Origin of the sequence: Saccharopolyspora kobensis, from assembly GCF_900108315.1 — a bacterium.
Lineage (GTDB): Bacteria > Actinomycetota > Actinomycetes > Mycobacteriales > Pseudonocardiaceae > Saccharopolyspora > Saccharopolyspora kobensis.
Genome location: NZ_FNVB01000007.1, coordinates 39559 through 55547 on the forward strand (window position 1 = coordinate 39559; position 15989 = coordinate 55547).

At 70.1% G+C, this 15989-nt stretch carries 16 protein-coding genes; 6 read left to right on the forward strand and 10 right to left on the reverse strand.

Annotation, left to right across the window (positions count from 1 at the left end; genetic code table 11):
- Positions 1-72 precede the first annotated feature (72 nt).
- Entirely contained in the window at positions 73-711 is a 639-nt protein-coding gene (locus C4T78_RS23025; protein ID WP_093357874.1) for a DUF3043 domain-containing protein, read from the reverse strand.
- Between the two features lie 248 nt (positions 712-959).
- On the opposite strand from C4T78_RS23025, the gene C4T78_RS23030 reads away from it, so the two are divergent.
- Positions 960-1325 carry a HesB/IscA family protein gene (locus tag C4T78_RS23030; RefSeq protein ID WP_093158940.1) on the forward strand — a complete coding sequence of 122 codons (366 nt, stop codon included), beginning with the start codon at positions 960-962 and terminating at the stop codon, positions 1323-1325.
- Positions 1326-1660: 335 nt separating this feature from the next.
- Here the strand turns inward: C4T78_RS23030 and C4T78_RS23035 are convergent, their stop codons facing one another.
- Entirely contained in the window at positions 1661-1873 is a 213-nt protein-coding gene (locus tag C4T78_RS23035; RefSeq protein ID WP_093357875.1) for an RNA-binding S4 domain-containing protein, read from the reverse strand.
- Positions 1874-2015: 142 nt separating this feature from the next.
- Here C4T78_RS23035 and C4T78_RS23040 point away from each other — a divergent pair, with 142 nt between their 5' ends.
- Both C4T78_RS23040 and C4T78_RS23045 read left to right on the forward strand, forming a co-directional pair.
- A complete protein-coding gene (locus C4T78_RS23040; protein ID WP_235863855.1) occupies positions 2016-2945 on the forward strand; it encodes a carbohydrate kinase family protein in 930 nt (309 codons plus the stop codon).
- Positions 2946-3060: 115 nt separating this feature from the next.
- A complete protein-coding gene (locus C4T78_RS23045) occupies positions 3061-4521 on the forward strand; it encodes an alpha-amylase (RefSeq protein WP_093357877.1) in 1461 nt (486 codons plus the stop codon).
- A 61-nt stretch (positions 4522-4582) separates the two neighbouring features.
- Here C4T78_RS23045 and C4T78_RS23050 read toward each other — a convergent pair whose 3' ends face one another.
- From C4T78_RS23050 to C4T78_RS23075, 6 genes are all read right to left on the reverse strand, one after another.
- Positions 4583-5320, reverse strand: a complete 738-nt coding sequence (locus C4T78_RS23050) for a class I SAM-dependent methyltransferase (RefSeq protein ID WP_093357878.1) — start codon at positions 5318-5320, stop codon at positions 4583-4585.
- 66 nt (positions 5321-5386) lie between these two features.
- A complete protein-coding gene (locus C4T78_RS23055) occupies positions 5387-6583 on the reverse strand; it encodes a sialidase family protein (protein WP_093357879.1) in 1197 nt (398 codons plus the stop codon).
- A gap of 118 nt (positions 6584-6701) precedes the next feature.
- Complete coding sequence (mmuM, locus tag C4T78_RS23060; RefSeq protein WP_093357960.1) at positions 6702-7598, reverse strand: homocysteine S-methyltransferase; 897 nt, start codon at positions 7596-7598, stop codon at positions 6702-6704.
- A gap of 280 nt (positions 7599-7878) precedes the next feature.
- Positions 7879-8775 carry a sugar ABC transporter permease gene (locus C4T78_RS23065; RefSeq protein ID WP_093357880.1) on the reverse strand — a complete coding sequence of 299 codons (897 nt, stop codon included), beginning with the start codon at positions 8773-8775 and terminating at the stop codon, positions 7879-7881.
- Position 8776: 1 nt separating this feature from the next.
- A complete protein-coding gene (locus C4T78_RS23070; RefSeq protein ID WP_093357881.1) occupies positions 8777-9694 on the reverse strand; it encodes a carbohydrate ABC transporter permease in 918 nt (305 codons plus the stop codon).
- 7 nt (positions 9695-9701) lie between these two features.
- Complete coding sequence (locus tag C4T78_RS23075; protein WP_093357882.1) at positions 9702-10931, reverse strand: extracellular solute-binding protein; 1230 nt, start codon at positions 10929-10931, stop codon at positions 9702-9704.
- A gap of 194 nt (positions 10932-11125) precedes the next feature.
- Here C4T78_RS23075 and C4T78_RS23080 point away from each other — a divergent pair, with 194 nt between their 5' ends.
- The 3 genes from C4T78_RS23080 to C4T78_RS23090 all read left to right on the forward strand — a co-directional run bounded on the left by C4T78_RS23080 (position 11126) and on the right by C4T78_RS23090 (position 14752).
- On the forward strand, positions 11126-12148 hold the full coding sequence (locus C4T78_RS23080) for a LacI family DNA-binding transcriptional regulator (RefSeq protein ID WP_093357883.1): 1023 nt from the start codon (positions 11126-11128) through the stop codon (positions 12146-12148).
- Positions 12149-12263: 115 nt separating this feature from the next.
- Positions 12264-13841 carry a glycoside hydrolase family 13 protein gene (locus tag C4T78_RS23085; protein ID WP_093357884.1) on the forward strand — a complete coding sequence of 526 codons (1578 nt, stop codon included), beginning with the start codon at positions 12264-12266 and terminating at the stop codon, positions 13839-13841.
- A 62-nt stretch (positions 13842-13903) separates the two neighbouring features.
- Positions 13904-14752, forward strand: coding sequence for a M23 family metallopeptidase (locus C4T78_RS23090; protein ID WP_093357885.1), 849 nt, complete (start codon positions 13904-13906; stop codon positions 14750-14752).
- 84 nt (positions 14753-14836) lie between these two features.
- Here C4T78_RS23090 and C4T78_RS37095 read toward each other — a convergent pair whose 3' ends face one another.
- Positions 14837-15028, reverse strand: coding sequence for a helix-turn-helix domain-containing protein (locus tag C4T78_RS37095; RefSeq protein WP_235863843.1), 192 nt, complete (start codon positions 15026-15028; stop codon positions 14837-14839).
- A 172-nt stretch (positions 15029-15200) separates the two neighbouring features.
- On the reverse strand, positions 15201-15953 hold the full coding sequence (locus C4T78_RS23100; protein WP_235863844.1) for an SDR family oxidoreductase: 753 nt from the start codon (positions 15951-15953) through the stop codon (positions 15201-15203).
- Between the last annotated feature and the right edge of the window lie 36 nt (positions 15954-15989).

Genomic DNA, 15989 nt, shown 5'->3' on the forward strand with positions numbered 1-15989 from the left:
GAAATAAACAATCCGCTGGTGTCGGCATTGTGCTGGCACCAGCGGATTTGTCTATGATCTCGTCCGCCCCGATCAGCCGATCTTGGCGGCGTCCTTGGGGGTGTAGCGGGGGCGGGGGACGCGGAGCTTGCGGATCTGCATCGCGCGGGTGAAGGCGTACCAGCCCAGGGAGAACGGCTTGTCCTGGGAGTCCGGGTACTTCGCGCGGACCCGCTTGTTGATGTAGCGGCCCAGCAGGGTGCCCTCGACGATCATCATCACCAGCAGGGCCATGCAGAACAGCGTCGCGTACTGCTGGACGATCAGGTTCTGCGACAGGGTGCTGACGAAGACCACCAGCACCAGCGGCATGAACAGGCCCATCAGGTGGCGGCGGGTGTCCACCAGGTCGCGGACGTAGGCGCGCACCGGGCCCTTGTCGCGGGGCATCAGGTAGCGGTCATCGCCCTGCATCATCCGCTCGCGGCGCTCCCTGGCCGCGTTGCGCCGCTCCTCCTTGTTGCCGCGGGCGCGCTTGACCGCTTCGCGCTGCGTCTTCGGCGGCGGCGGGACCGGGCCGCGGCGCTTGCCCTCGGCGTCCCGGCGCTTCGGGGTTGGGCGGCCCTTCTTGGGCGTGTGGTTGGGGGCGTGCTCCGCCGCGAGCTGGGCAGTCTCGTTCTCGGACTCCGGGCTGGCGGCCTGCTCGGTGCTGCTGCGGCGAAGGAACCTCACTCCAACAGGGTATTCGACGCCACTCCCGTCGCTGCAGCAGACCGGGCGGAAAGACCGTTACCGGGCGCGTTCCGCCTGGCGGAACCGCGCGACGAGCTCTTAAGCACATCACACCAGCTCGGCGTGCGACTGTGCCACCATGGACGCAGGAGCACACGTCCCCGGGTCCGCCCGCGGGAATAGGCCGGTGCGGCAGGTGGTTGCACCACAGGCCGGAATCGGATGAGCGAGACCTCAAGGGAGAGTCCATGACCGCCCCGAACACCACGACCGAGACCGAGGCGCCCGCGCACGGTGTCACGTTGACCGACGCGGCGGCCCAGAAGGCCAAGGCCCTGCTGGACCAGGAGGGCCGCGACGACATGCACCTGCGCATCGCCGTCCAGCCCGGTGGCTGCGCGGGGCTGCGCTACCAGCTGTTCTTCGACGAGCGCACCCTGGACGGTGACGCGCGGCGGGACTTCGAGGGCCTGGGCGTCGTCGTCGACCGGATGAGCGCGCCGTACCTGCAGGGCGCGACGATCGACTTCGTCGACTCCATCGAGAAGCAGGGCTTCACCATCGACAACCCGAACGCCGGCGGGTCGTGCGCCTGCGGCGACTCGTTCCACTGACCGAGCGAGCCGATCTGGCATGAGGCCGGTACCCCGCGCGGGTGCCGGCCTCAGTCGTGCGCGGGCGAGAGCACCCGGGCGCCGGTTTCCGGCGGAGGTGCTCAGGCGGGGTCTCCGGGACGCCCCGGACGCAGGACTGCACCGCTTCGAGCAGGCGCTGCCGGAACTCCCGGTGAGAGCCCCGTCGTTCTGCGTCGCGGAACCTCGGACGCCGCCTGCGGAACGGGGTCCCGCTGCGAGGCGACGTCTGAGACCCCGCGGCGCGCCAAGCGGCGACGCTTCAAAGGCGAAGGGCCTTCGTGAGACCAGGTCGACCGTCGCCGCTCGCCAGCTGTTCAGCGGGTGACGACCCGGACGACCTCGGAACCCAGAACGATCTCGTCGCCTTCGGTGAGCTGCTTGCCGCGGCGGGTCTCCACCGCGCCGTTGACCTGGACCAGGCCTTCCTCCAGGACCTCCTTCGCCTCCGCACCGTGCTCGACCAGGCCGGACAGCTTCAGCAGCTGGCCGAGCCGGATCACGTCGTCCCGGATCTCCACTTCGCGCATGCCCCCATTGTCCGGCCACCGCGCGCGGCGGCCGGACGCCCCCGGCGGCGGTACTCTCGGTGCGCGTGCGCTCACCTGCAGCGACATCCGGGAGGTCGCCGTGCCCGTCGCCGTCACCGGCAGCATCGCCACCGATCACCTGATGCACTTCCCCGGCCGGTTCACCGACCAGCTCGTCGCCGACAACCTCGCGCAGGTCTCGCTGAGCTTCCTGGTCGACGACCTCGTGGTGCGGCGGGGCGGCGCCGCGGCCAACATCGCCTTCGCGCTGGGGATGCTGCGCCAGCGGCCGGTGCTGATCGGCGCGGTGGGCGATGACTTCGCCGACTACCGCTCCTGGCTGGAGCGCCACGGCGTGGACTGCTCGGGCGTGCACGTCTCGGAGGTCGCGCACACCGCGCGGTTCGTGTGCACCACCGACGAGGAGTTCAACCAGATCGCCTCCTTCTACACCGGCGCGATGGCCGAAGCCCGCAACGTGGAGCTGGCGCCGGTGCTCGACCGCTCCGGTGCGGACCTGGTGCTGATCGGCCCGAACGATCCGCTGGCGATGCTGCGGCACGCCGACGAGTGCAGGCAGCGCGGCTACCCGTTCGCCAGCGATCCCTCGCAGCAGCTGGCCCGGCTCGACGGCGCGCAGGTGCGCCGCGTGGTCGAGGGCGCGGAGTACCTGTTCAGCAACCAGTACGAGTGGGGCCTGCTGCTGCAGAAGACCGGGTGGACCGAGTCCGACGTGCGCGAGCGGATCGGCGTCCGGGTCACCACCCTCGGCGCGGCGGGCGCGGAGGTGGTCGGTGGCGACGGGTCCCGGCTGCTGGTGCCCGCGGTGCCCGAACGCGGGCGGGTCGACCCGACCGGGGTGGGCGACGGATTCCGGGCGGGTTTCCTCGCCGGGGTCCAGTGCGGACTGTCGTGGGAGCGGGCCGCGCAGCTCGGGTCGTTGGTCGCGGTGCACGTCCTGGAGGTGACCGGGACGCAGGAGTGGTCGCTGGACCACGGTCGCGCGCTGAGGCGCTTCACCGACGCCTACGGAGCCGCCGCGGCGACGGACGTCGCACCTCTGCTGGCCTAGTTTGCAAATTTTTGCAAGTATCAGAGCAGCTCAAGCCTGGTTCTGATGGCGTATTGACTTAACTCGCGCAAGAAAATGTGATCGATGGCAACCGCTCGAAGCTGAGGAGGTTGTCATGCGATTGGCATTGCTCGCGTTCGCCGCGGCGGTCGGCGGCACCGCGCTGGTGCCCACCGGGGCAGCAGAGGTGCCCGCCAGGGCGGCAGAGGTGCCCGCCACCGCTCCGGTGCGCGGACCGATCGTCCAGATGTTCCAGTGGCCGTGGGACTCCGTCGCGCGGGAGTGCACCGACTTCCTGGGGCCCAGGGGATTCGGCGCCGTGCAGGTGTCCCCGCCGCAGGAGCACGTCGTGCTCGGTGACAAGGGCTATCCCTGGTACCAGGACTACCAGCCGGTCAGCTACCAGCTGGAGAGCCGCCGCGGTGACCGGGAGCAGTTCGCCGCGATGGTGCGCACCTGCAACGCCGCGGGCGTGGAGATCTACGTCGACGCGGTGGTGAACCACATGAGCGGCTCCGGCTCGGTGGGCAGCGGGCCGGGCAGCGGCGGCTCCACCTTCGAGAAGTACGTCTACCCGGGCCTGTACTCCGACGCCGACTTCCACGGCTGCCGCCGCGACATCGCCAACTACCAGGACAAGTGGGAGGTGCGCAACTGCGAGCTGGTCGGCCTGGCGGACCTGGCGACCGAGTCGGAGCACGTGCGCAACACCCAGATCGGCTTCCTCAACGACCTGATCGGACTGGGTGTCTCCGGTTTCCGGGTGGACGGTGTCAAGCACATGCCGCCGGAGGACGTCGGCGCGATCTTCGGTGCGCTGCAGGACGTTCCCGGCACCGGTGCGCGGCCCTACGTCTTCCAGGAGGTGATCGCGGACGCGACGACGACGGCGGGGGAGTACACCGGCAACGGTGACGTGACCGAGTTCGGCTACTACGGCGTCGTCGCCAACGCGTTCCGGGACGGCTCGCTGGCGCAGCTGGCGAACCTGCCGGAGCGGATGTCGCTGCCGAGCGACCAGGCGGTGGTGTTCATCGACAACCACGACACGCAGCGCAGCTCGCCGATCCTGACCTACAAGGACGGCGTCACCTACGACCTCGCGGTCGCCTTCGAGCTCGCCTACCCGTACGGGACGCCGCAGCTGATCTCCGGTTTCGCCTTCGACGACAGCGACGCCGGGCCGCCCGCCGAGGCGGACGGCGCCACGCAGGCGGCCGGCTGCGACAACTCGGCGTGGGTGTGCGAGCACCGGCGACCGGCGATCGCCGGGATGGCCGGGTTCCACGGCGCGGTGCAGGGCACCGAGCTGACGAACTGGTGGGACAACGGCGGCGGGCAGATCGCCTTCGGCCGCGGGGACAAGGGATTCGCGGTGTTCAACCGGGAAGGCGGCGAGCTCGCCCAGACCTTCCAGACCTCGCTGCCGGCCGGGACCTACTGCGACGTGATGAGCGGCGAGCTGGTGGACGGGTCGTGCACCGGTGCGACTGTCGAGGTCGGTGCGGACGGCACCTTCACGGCCGCTGTCGCGCCGAACTCGGGACTCGCCCTGCACGCCGGCGCGAAACTCTGAGCAGGTGACGCTGCCGTGAGCGTTTTGGGGTGCCATAGCGCCCCAAAACGCTCACGGGCAGCTACCCGCGGGTGGCCGTCACGATCAGGCGCTCGTGCTCCCGGGTCAGCCGCGAACCGTCCTCACCGAGCGCTTCGATGTCGCGAAAACCCGCTTGGCGAAGCCAATCACGCAGCTCCGGCACGGTGAAGAAGCGGACCGAGTAGCGGATGGTCCGGCGTTCGCCCCCGCGGACGATCGTGCGTTCGACGTGGGAGCGGAAGGTGATCGGATCCAGGCGGTGCTGGTCGATCGACATGTCCTCGCCGACCTCGCGGACCACCGCGGGCAGATAGCGGGGCAGCAGGTTGACGACGTTGTTCAGCTCCATCGCGAACCTGCCGCCCGGCTTCAACGACCGGTGCACCTCGGCGAGGACCCGGCGGTTGCCCTCGTCGGAGAAGTAGCCGAAGGCGGTGAACCAGTTGAAGACCGCGTCGAACCGGTCGGTCCAGGGCAGCTCGCGCATGTCGCCGAGCACGTAGTCGACCTCGATACCGCGCGCCGCGGCGTCGGTGCGGGCGCGGTCGAGGAATGGAGCGCTGCTGTCCAGGCCGGTCACTCGGCAGCCGCGAGCCGCCAGCGGGCCCGCCAGCCGTCCGTGCCCGCAGGCGAGGTCGAGCACTTCCGTCCCGGGTTCCAGGCCGAGCAGCTCCCAGATGAGCGTCGCTTCCGCGTCGCTGCCGGTGTCGATCAGCTCGCGGTAGAAGTGCAGGTAATCGTCATCGAACAGACCTTCGGCGTCGAACTCCGGCTCCATGGGCACTCCCGTGATCGGTCGGCCGCTCCAGCTTGGAGCGGCCGACCGAGCGGTGACAACCGGTTTTCAGCGGGCCAGGTCGTTCTCGCTGAACCTCGCGTAGCGGATCGTCTGGTGCGCGTCCTGCGATTCCGGGGAACCCGCCTCGTAGAGCAGGCCCGCCCAGCCGCCGCCCAGGTTGATCAGGTCGGAGTACGCCGACCACGTCGCGTCCACCACCGTGCCGACCTCCTGCCAGGTCGCGCCCTCGTCGGAGGAGGTGCGGATCCGCATGGTGTGGCGGCGGTGGTCCATGTCCGGATCGGTGTTGTACGGCCCGGAGAACAGGATCAGGTTGCTCGGGTCACCGGCGGTCGTCGCGCGCAGCCGGACCACCGAGCCCTGCACCACCGGTCCGCGCAGCTGCGGCACGACCGAGAACGGCTCGCGGAAGGTCTCGCCGCCGTCGGCGCTGACCGCGTGCGCCCGGTTGCCGTCGGCCACGGTGGTCCCGGAGTTGTCCTGGTTGCGCGCGGCGACGTAGAGCTCCGCGTCGACGGTCTCCAGCAGGCTGAGCTCCTGCGGCTTGATCTTCTCGCCGGTCCGGTCGTCCAGGGCGCCGAGGCGCCAGGTCGTGCCGCCGTCGTCGCTGTGCACGATCCCGGCGCCCTTGAGCCCGTCGGTTCCCTCGTAGTTGATGCCGGCGACCATCCGGCCCTGGTGCTCGCCGCGGGTCATCTGCAGGCCGTGGCCGGGCCCGGTGGCGTACCACTTGGTCCACTCCGGCTTCTTCAGCTGCGGCTGCGCCACCGGCTCGGTCCACTGCTTGCCGCTCGGATCCGTGCTGTGCTGCAGGAAGGGCGTTCGGCGGCAACCGCTGCCGTTGCAGTCCGGGCCCGGGTTGTGCGTGGTGAGCAGCGAGATGCGGCCGGTGCCGCGATCCACGATCGGCACCGGGTTGCCGCGGGTGTCGCCGTCGCCGGGGGACACGAGTTCCAGCTTCTGCCAGGACTTCCCGTCATCGGTGGAGCGCTTGAGGACCACGTCGATGTAGCCGGTGTCGTCGCAGTTGTTCCGCCGTGCTTCGGCGAACGCGAGCAGCGCGCTGCGGTCCTGGGTGCGCACGATCGCGGGGATGCGGAAGCAGTTGTAGCCGCCCTCGCCCTTGGTGAACACGGTGGTCCCGCTGATCGCCAGCGGCTCCCCGGTGGACACCTGGGTCGCGCCCAGGCACAGCAGCGCGGCTCCGGCCGCCGCCCCCACGATCTTGGTGATCCGGCGCATGCCCGTCCCTTTCGCCGATGGATACCGAATTCCACCGCGAAGGTATCGGTTGGAAAAGAACTTTCAGATGAACTGTCCGGTAAAAGCGTCCCAGGATGGGCGGTTCGGCCCAACCCGGTCAGTCCTCCGGATCAATCAGCGCTTCCGCGATCGCCGAGATGTCCTCGGGGCCGACCCGGCAGCAGCCGCCGATCAGCTGCGCACCGGCCGCCCGCCAGCTGCGCGCGTGGTCGGCGACCGGAGCCGCGCCACCGGTCCAGGCCCGCTGCTGCGCATCCCAGACCTCACCGCTGTTCGGGTACACCACGACCGGCTTCTCCGTTGCGGTCCGGGCGATTTCGATCGCGGGCAGCACGTCCTCGGGTGCCGAGCAGTTGACGCCGACCGCGATGATCGCGGCGTCGTCGGCGACCGCGAAGGCCTCCGCCAGCGGTTGCCCGGCGCGCGTGCGGTCGCCGTCGATGGTGAACGACAGCCAGGCCGGGACCTCCAGCCCGCCCAGCGCGTCGACCAGGGCTTCCGCCTCGTCGACGTCCGGGACCGTCTCCAGCGCGAAGACGTCGGGGACGGATTCGGCCAGCACTTCCAGCCGTGGCCGGTGGAAGTCGCGCAGCTCGCGCTTGGTGAGTCCGTATCGGCCGCGGTACTCCGAGCCGTCGGCGAGCATCGCGCCGTACGGACCGATCGAGGCCGCCACCCACCGGTGCCGTCCCGGCTCGACGTCGCCGGCCAGCCGGGCCAGCTCCACGCTCCGGTGCATCAGCTTGGCGGCCTCGTCGCGCTCGATGCCGCGCGCCGCGAAGCCCTCGAAGCTCGCCTGGTAGCTCGCCGTCGTCGCGATCTCGGCCCCGGCGCGGAAGAACGCGGCGTGCGCGGCCACGATCTCCTCCGGCGAATCGGCCAGCAGCCGGGCCGACCACAGCGAGTCGGAGAGGTCGTGCCCGCGCGCCTCCAGCTCGGTGGCCAGACCGCCGTCGAGGATCGTGGTCGCACCACCGAGCGTGAACGCCGTCATGCCGCCAGCGTAGTGGGACGAAGACCCGCGCACGAGCACGCCACCACCCGGGCGAGCCGATTTCCACAGGCCTGCCAGGACATCGGTGCGTCAGTCTCCCGACACACCGGTGGATGCCGAGGAGGTGCGCAATTTCAATTGAAATCAACTCGTCGATTTCAATTGAAATTGCACGACCGTCGGCGTGTCGGGCACCCGACACGCCGACTGTGCGTCGGGTTCTGTGTGATTTCAATGGAAATCGGACGTCTGATTTCCATTGAAATCGCGTGCCACTGGGTCAGGACTTGACGCTGCCCGCGGTGAGGCCGCCGACCAGGAAGCGCTGGACCAGGTAGAAGACCAGCACCGCGGGCACCGCCACCAGCACCGATGCCGCCGCCAGGTGGCCCCATTCCGCCCGGTTCTGCTGGACGAACACCTGCAGGCCCACCGCCAGCGTCTTCGAGCGGTCGTCGGCGGACAGGAACGCCGAGGCGAAGGCCACCTCGCTCCAGGCCACGATGAACGAGTAGAACGCCGTCACCGCCAGGCCCGGCCTGGCCAGCGGGAGGACCAGCCGCCAGAACACGCCGAACGGCGAGAGCCCGTCCACCCGCCCCGCCTCGTCGATCTCGCCGGGGATCCCGTCGAAGTAGCCCTTCAGCATGTAGGTGCAGAACGGGATGGCGGTGCTGCAGTACACCAGCACCAGGCCGAGCGCGCTGCCCTGCAGGCCCAGCGCCAGCAGGATGTTGTACAGCGGCACGATCAGCACCGCGAACGGGAACATCTGCACCACCAGGAACGACAGCAGCAGCCACCGCCTGCCCGGGAAGCGGAACCGGCTGGCCGCGTAGGCGGTGGTGGCCGCCAGCAGCACGCCGAGCACCGTGGTCAGCGCCGCGATCAGCACCGAGTTGCCGAACCAGCTCAGGAACGCGCCCTTCGCCCCGGACAGCACGTTCCAGTAGTTGTCCACTGTGGAGTCGGCGAACAGCGTCGGGGTGCGCTCGATGGCCTTGGCGTCCGGCTTGAACGACACCACCAGCACCCAGAACACCGGGAACACCGCGATCAGCGAGGCCACCACCAAGGTCGCGTGCAGGCCGATGCTGGCCGCGGTGGACCGCTTGCGCCGCGCCGGCTGCCGGACCGCCGCGGTCGTGGCGCGCAGCGAGGCCGCGTCGATGGACATCTCAGAGCACCTCCCCGTGCCTGCGCATAACGCGGCGGTAGATGGTCGCGAACACCAGCAGGACCGACAGCACGAGCACGCCGTAGGTGGAGGCGATCGCGTAATCCCGGGTGGCACCGGAGAAGAACCGCTCGAAGGCGTAGGTGACCAGGATCCGGGTGTGCGGGTTGTTGCCGGTGATCAGGTAGATGACCGGGAACATGTTGAACGTCCAGATCACCCCGAGCAGCACCACCGAGCTCGACACCGACCGCAGCCCCGGCAGCGTCACGTGCACGAACCGCTGCCACGGCGACGCCCCGTCGATCTCGGCGGCCTCGTGCAGATCGGCCGGGATCGACTGCAGCCCGCCCAGCAGCGCCACCATCATGAACGGCACGCCGAGCCAGACGTTGACGACGATCACCGACACCAGCGCCAGGTCGGACTGCCCCAGCCACACCTGCGCGGGCAGCCCCACCGACTCCAGCGCCCAGTTGATCAGCCCGTACTCGGCGTTGAACAGGTACCGCCAGGCGAAGGCGCTGATGAACACCGGCACCGCCCACGGCAGGATCAGCAGCACCCGGTACACCCCGCGGAACCGGAGCTGCCGGTTGAGCAGCACCGCCAGCGCCAGGCCGATCGCGTAGTGGAAGAACACGCAGGCGCCGGTCCAGATGACGGTGCGCCCCAGCGTCGCCCAGAACGAGCCGTACGCGGGATCGCCGGAGAGCACGTTGAGGTAGTTGGCGAGTCCGGTGAACTCGTAGCTCGCCTCGCGGTCCAGCACCGGGTTGGCGATGTTGGTGTCGTTGATGTCGGTGAAGCCGAAGAACAGCCCCTGCAGCAGCGGCAGCGCCACGAGCAGCGCGAGCACCACCACGACCGGCAGGACCATCGCGTAGGCGAACCAGTAGCGCGCGAACAGATTCCGCATGCCGGCCTCAGCGCTGGGCGTAGCCGGGGACGACGGAGGTCTGGTAGGTCCGCGCGACTTCGTCGAGCGCGGCACCGGTCTCCTTCTTCCCGGCCAGGATCTCGGCGTAGGCGGTCTGCAGCGGCTCCAGCAGCTCGGCGTTCTCCGGGATCCACGGCCGCTCGTGCGTGTCGGCGGCCAGCGGCCGGAACGCCGAGACGACCGGGTTCTGCGCCACCGCCGGGTCGTCGTAGGCGGACTGGCGGGTCGGCAGCAGCCCGAGCTCCGCGGCGATCTTCGCCTGGTTCTCGGTGCTGCTCATGCACTGGAGGAACTTCACCGCGGCCTCGGTGGCGTCGCTGCCCTGCCGGATCACGTAGTCGTGCCCGCCGACCGGTGAGGTGCCCGCGCCGGGCAGCGGCGCGATGCCGAGGTTGGCCGGATCGGCGAACTGCTCGGACTGGGTGTACTCCGCGACCGCCCACGGCCCGTCGACGACCATCGCCACCTCGCCGGAGGTGAACGCGGCCTTCATCGTGGTGTAGGAGTTCGGCTGGTCGAGCGCGGTGCGGGCCGCCTTGGCGTCGATCAGGTCCTTGGCCGTCTGCACCCCGCGCACGGATTCGGCGGAGTTCACCGTGATGGTCCGGGACTCGGTGTCGACCAGGTCGCCGCCGTGGGCGTAGAGGAACGGCAGCGCGTAGTACTCGTCGTTGTTGATGAACAGCGCGCGGTCGCCGCCGAGCGCGGGCGCGATCGAGCGGAGCTCGTCCCAGCTCTTCGGCGGTTGGACGCCCGCCCGCGCCAGCTGGGCCTTGTTGTAGAAGAGCGCCAAGGCGTCGGTGACCTGCGGGACGGCGTAGGTCTTGCCCTCGTGCTTGGTGGATTCCAGCGGTGCGGGCAGGAAATCGGCGGTGTCTGCGGCCAGCGGGGTGTCCGAGAGGTCCTGGATCAGCCCGGCCTTCGCGAGCTGGGCGACCCAGCCGACGTCGGAGCGCAGCACGTCCGGCCCCTGCCCGCCCTGCGCCGCGGTCTTGTAGTTGTTCAGCGCCTGGTCGAATGCGACCGTTTCGACGCGCACCTGGTAGCCGCCGGTGCGCGCGCAGTCGGCCGCGATCTCCCGGAACACCCCGCTCTCCGCGGAGCCGCTGGTGTCCCAGAAGACGACCTCGCCGGGGTTGCCGCCGCCGCCACCGCACCCGGCGGCGAGCACGCCGACCAGGCCCAGGGCGGCGCCGACCATGACCTTGGGTCTCATGTCCGGACCTCCTGCTTGCAAAAACTTGCGAACACTTGGCGTCAAATTGCATACCCAAGATGTGATGCAAGTCAAGGTGTTCAGCGATCATCGACAAAGTTCTCGTGATCAATCCGAGGTAGAGGTTTGCAAAATATTTCGATCATGTGCAGGATTGCGTCAGCAAGTGGTCCCGGCGCGACAGGAGCGGAGCAGTGGCGGGTCTGGCCGATATCGCCCAGGCGGCGGGGGTGAGCGTGTCGACGGTGAGCCGAGTGCTCAACCGCAAGGCGGGCATCAAGGAGGAGACCCGGCAACGAGTCCTCGAAGTCCTCAACCAGATGCCGCACACCGCGCGCGGCACCGGTGCGCTGCGCCGCACCGGGGTCATCGGCCTGCTGGTGCCGGAGCTGACCAACCCGGTGTTCCCGGCCTTCGCCGAGGCGCTGGAAGGCCGCGCCTCGCTGGCGGGCTACTCGTCGCTGCTGTGCAACACCCGCGCGGCGATGACCGAGAAGGACTACGTCCGGATGCTGGTCGCCCGGGGCGTCGAGGGCATGATCTTCGTGTCGCCGGAGATCGCCAACCCGGACAACGACGAGCGCCGCAGCCGCGGCTACTACGAGAAGCTGCGCGCCGAAGGCGTCCGGATGGTGTTCGTCAACGGCAGCACGCCGAGCCTGGACGTCCCGGACATCACCGTCGACGAGCACCTCGCCGGTCACACCGCCGCCCGCCACCTGCTGGAACTGGGCCACCGCCGCATCGGCTTCGTCAGCGGCCCGGCGCGCGCCCTGCCGTCCCGGATGAAGCGGGCGGGATGGGCGTCGGCGCTGGAGGAGGCCGGGATCGAGCCGAGCGCGGACCTCGTCGTGCACGCGCCGTTCGGGGCGGAGGGCGGCGCGCAGGCCATGGGCGAACTGCTCGACGGCCCGCGGCCGACCGCGGTCCTGTGCTCGTCGGACGTGATGGCGCTCGGCGCGATGCGGGAGGCCAAGCGGCGGGGACTGGCCACGCCGGAGGACATCTCGGTGGTCGGCTTCGACGACATCCCGCTTGCCGCCTACTGCCAGCCCGCGCTGACCACGCTGGCCCAGCCGATCCGCGACATGGCCGCCGCGGCGGTCGACGAACTGACCCGCCAGCTCGACCCGGACGAACCGGTGCGGGCCTCGACCAACTTCAGCCGGATGTTCCGGCCGAACCTGATCGTCCGCGAATCCACCCGGCGGTTGTGAGGGCGTCCGTGCGCGTTTCGGGGTGCCGGAGCGCCCCGAAACGCGCACGGACCCACCTCGGCACTGCAGCCGCCCCCACCTCGGTACGCGTCGTGAACCTCATGAGGAGCAGCGAATGACGAATTGGTGGCGTGACGCCGTCGTTTACCAGGTCTACGTGCGCAGCTTCGCCGACGGCGATGGCGACGGGATCGGCGATCTGGCCGGCATCCGGGAGCGGCTGCCGCACCTGGTGTCCCTCGGCGTGGACGCCGTGTGGCTGACCCCGTTCTACCCGTCGCCGATGGCCGACGGCGGCTACGACGTGGCCGACTACCGCGACGTGGACCCGACCTTCGGCACGCTCGCCGACTTCGACGCGCTGCTCGCCCGCGCCCACGAGCTGGGCCTGCGGGTGCTCGTCGACGTCGTGCCCAACCACACCTCCGACCAGCACGAGTGGTTCGCCGCGGCGCTGGCCGCCGCGCCCGGTGATCCGGCCCGCGACCGGTACCTGTTCCGCGACGGCCGCGGCGAGCGCGGCGAACTGCCGCCCAACGACTGGGAATCCGTCTTCGGCGGCCCGGCCTGGACCAGGGTCGCCGACGGCCAGTGGTACCTGCACCTGTTCGACCCGCGGCAGCCCGACCTGAACTGGCGGAACCCGCAGGTGCGCGCGGACTTCCGCGAGGTGCTGGCGTTCTGGCTGGACCGCGGCGTGGACGGCTTCCGCATCGACGTGGCGCACGGCATGATCAAGCACCCGGAGCTGCCCGACACCGGGCTGGACGAGCAGATCTCCCTGCTGGGGCACGGAGAACTGCCGTACTTCGACCAGGACGAGGTGCACGAGATCTACCGCGACTGGCGGCAGCTCTTCGACTCCTACCGGGGCGAGCGCATCGGGGTGGCCGAGGCGTGGGCGTCGACCAGCGAACGGCTGGCCCGGTACGTGCGCCCCGACGAGCTGCACCAGGCGTTCAACTTCGCGCTGCTGGAAGCGCCCTGGTCGGCCCCGGACTTCCGGCGGGTGGTGGTGGAATCGCTGGCCACCACGGCCGAAGTCGGCGCGACCACCACATGGGTGCTCGGCAACCACGACGTCCAGCGCCCGGTGACCCGCTACGGCGACGGCGACCTCGGCTCGCGCCGGGCCCGCGCCGCGGCGCTGTTCAGCTTCGCGCTGCCCGGCTCGGTCTACGTCTACCAGGGCGAGGAGCTCGGGCTGCCGGAGGTGCTGGACCTGCCCGACGATGTGCGCCAGGACCCGATCTGGACGCGCTCCGGCGGCACTGACCCGGGGCGCGACGGCTGCCGGGTGCCGATGCCGTGGTCCGGTGACGCGCCGCCGTTCGGCTTCAGCTCGGGCGAGAGCTGGCTGCCGCTGCCGGAGGAGTGGAAGACCGCGACCGTCGCCGAGCAGGAGAGCAGCGGAGATTCCGTGCTGCGCACCTACCGCGACGCGCTGGCGTTGCGGCGCGCGATCCCCGCCCTCGGCGACGGAGAGCTGGAGTGGGTGGACACGCCCGAGGGCGTGCTGGCGTTCCGCCGCGGGCCGGACTTCGTGTGCGCCACCAACTTCGGCACCGAACCGGTCGCGCTGGAGCTGCCCGGCGAACTGCTGTGCCGCAGTGACGCCGCGACCGGCTGGAACGGTGTGCTGCCCGGCTCGACCGCGGTGTGGCTGGGAAAGATTCACGAAGAATCCGCCTAATAGGTCTGTTCTTCCCCTTTGCGGCGTGGTCGCATGAATCCCCTTGTAACTGGAGGTGGTTCATGTTGCGACGATTAGGCACGGGCGTGGCGGCTCTCGCGCTCGCGGCGGTCGGCGTGGTCGGGCTCGGGCAGGCACCCGCGTCCGCCGCGCCGAACTTCCAGGTCCCGTTCGAATGCGGCGTCACGGTGACTGCCGCGACCTTCAGCGGCCACAACCCGGCGAACTCGGTGGACTTCCAGAAGTCCGGCATCACCGGCATGCCGGTGCTCGCCTCGGCGGCGGGCACCGTCACGCGGGTCGCCAACGAGGGCAGCACCAGCTACGGCCGCTGGATCGAGCTGGACCACGGCAGCGGCTGGCGCACCCGCTACGCCCACCTGTCCGCCCAGAACGTCTCGGTGGGCCAGAAGGTCTCCCTGGGCGCGAAGATCGGCGCCGCGGGCGCGACCGGCGGAGTGACCGGCCCGCACCTGCACTACGAGCAGATCCTGAACGGCACCGTGGTCAAGGCGAAGCTCAACGGCGTTGCCGTGCCGTACTTCGACAAGACCTCGTTCACCAGCAAGAACAACTGCGGCGGCAACCCGTACTCGCCGACCGAGGTGTGCGGCTCCGGCTACAGCGTGATCAACTCCAAGGCGCTGGCCAACGGTGCGGGCACCGTCTACCTGCTCTACAACGCCTCGAACGCGAACAACTGCGTGGTGACGCTCAAGTCGACGTCGCTGGGCAAGGCATCCCCGACGGCGGCGTTCCTGGAGGTCCAGGGCAAGTCGCGGGTGACCGACTCCGGTGACTTCACCTACTACGCGGGCCCGGTCCGCCAAGCGGCCGGTGCGACCTGCGTGAAGTGGGGCGGCTCGGTCGGCTCCAACGCCTACGAGAGCCCCTTCGAGCACTGCGGCTGACACCCGGGTCGTGAGTGCGGAAGCCACCCGAGCAAAGGCTTCCGCACTCACGACCGTCAGGCTGCCGAGCTCCGGGGTCGGACCTCACGACCAGCTCCACGCCGAGCGCCCGCGCCAGCCGTTCGAGGAGTGAACGGTGCCTCCGGCCTCAAAGCGCGCCACAGCGGGCTGCGAGATCCCAGCGGCTTCGGCGAGCTGGCCCTGCGTCCAGGACCGCTGCTCCCGAAGTTCACGAGTGGTCGACCCGGATCGAAGGCGATCCGGGTGGCTTCGCACGCCTCGCTGGCCCCCGGTTCTGCCATCCGGCGGTCACGCAGCGACTGCCAATCCGATACGACCACTGCCGTCACTCCCCGATGTGCTCATCCACGGTGTGCGCTTCGCTCAAGCAGCGGCGGAACGCCTGCCGCGCCCGTTCGACCTCGCGACGTCCGTCACCAATGGGCGATCACTGGTGCAGCCAGTCATGCCAGGTGGGGCCTTCGGTGGGCTGGTCCGGGAGGGTGAGGGCTCCGGCGCGGAATGCCTTGCCCAGGGCTCCCGGGACGTGGAGGGGGAGCTGGGGCCTGCGGCGGCCCCGGGCTTCGAGCCAGGCCGTGGCGAGCTCCTTGAAGGTCAGGACCTCCGGGCCGCAGACGTTGGTGATCTGCTTCGACGGGCCCGCCGCCAGGTTCTCCGCGATGACTCGCGCGACCACGGCGGGATCCACCGGCTGACCTGGGACCTGGGACGGGACCGGCATCAGCGGGAGGCGGGCCGCGCCCGAGAGCACCATGTCGATCGCCGGGTGGAACTGCGTGGCGCGCACGATCGACCATGGCACCCCGTCGCGCACCAGCTCCTCGCCCGCGAGCTTCTGCCGGAAGAACTTCCACGGGATGTCGTCGATGCCCACGATGGACGCGAACAGCAGGTGACCGACGCCGGCCCGCCGCGCCGCGTCGCGGAGCCGCTGGGTGCCGTCCACATCGGTCCGCTGGGTGTACTTGCCCTTGTACGGGCTCGACGCCAGGTGCGCGATCGCGTCGACGTCCCGCACCGCGCCGTCGAGGCCCTCCCCGGTGGCCAGGTCCGCCTGCCGCCATCCCGCGTCCGGCGCCGCGCGCCGGCTCATCCGCACCACGTCGTGCCCCGCTGCCTGCAGCGCCGGAACCACCTGCTGCCCCAACGTCCCGGTCGCGCCGGTGACGAGAATCCGCATCATGTCCTCCTGTCGTTCACCGGGAGGACGGGGCGG

What these genes read in the sequence shown, in the direction of transcription:
- C4T78_RS23065 (WP_093357880.1), bottom strand. Translation starts at nt 8,775, where the DNA reads ATGTCCATCGACGCGGCCTCGCTGCGCGCCACGACCGCGGCGGTCCGG.
- C4T78_RS23050 (WP_093357878.1), bottom strand. Translation starts at nt 5,320, where the DNA reads ATGGAGCCGGAGTTCGACGCCGAAGGTCTGTTCGATGACGATTACCTG.
- C4T78_RS23035 (WP_093357875.1), bottom strand. Translation starts at nt 1,873, where the DNA reads ATGCGCGAAGTGGAGATCCGGGACGACGTGATCCGGCTCGGCCAGCTG.
- C4T78_RS23100 (WP_235863844.1), bottom strand. Translation starts at nt 15,953, where the DNA reads ATGCGGATTCTCGTCACCGGCGCGACCGGGACGTTGGGGCAGCAGGTG.
- C4T78_RS23055 (WP_093357879.1), bottom strand. Translation starts at nt 6,583, where the DNA reads ATGCGCCGGATCACCAAGATCGTGGGGGCGGCGGCCGGAGCCGCGCTG.
- mmuM (WP_093357960.1), bottom strand. Translation starts at nt 7,598, where the DNA reads ATGACGGCGTTCACGCTCGGTGGTGCGACCACGATCCTCGACGGCGGT.
- C4T78_RS23030 (WP_093158940.1), top strand. Translation starts at nt 960, where the DNA reads ATGACCGCCCCGAACACCACGACCGAGACCGAGGCGCCCGCGCACGGT.
- C4T78_RS23045 (WP_093357877.1), top strand. Translation starts at nt 3,061, where the DNA reads ATGCGATTGGCATTGCTCGCGTTCGCCGCGGCGGTCGGCGGCACCGCG.
- C4T78_RS23075 (WP_093357882.1), bottom strand. Translation starts at nt 10,931, where the DNA reads ATGAGACCCAAGGTCATGGTCGGCGCCGCCCTGGGCCTGGTCGGCGTG.
- C4T78_RS23085 (WP_093357884.1), top strand. Translation starts at nt 12,264, where the DNA reads ATGACGAATTGGTGGCGTGACGCCGTCGTTTACCAGGTCTACGTGCGC.
- C4T78_RS23040 (WP_235863855.1), top strand. Translation starts at nt 2,016, where the DNA reads ATGCACTTCCCCGGCCGGTTCACCGACCAGCTCGTCGCCGACAACCTC.
- C4T78_RS23070 (WP_093357881.1), bottom strand. Translation starts at nt 9,694, where the DNA reads ATGCGGAATCTGTTCGCGCGCTACTGGTTCGCCTACGCGATGGTCCTG.
- C4T78_RS23090 (WP_093357885.1), top strand. Translation starts at nt 13,904, where the DNA reads ATGTTGCGACGATTAGGCACGGGCGTGGCGGCTCTCGCGCTCGCGGCG.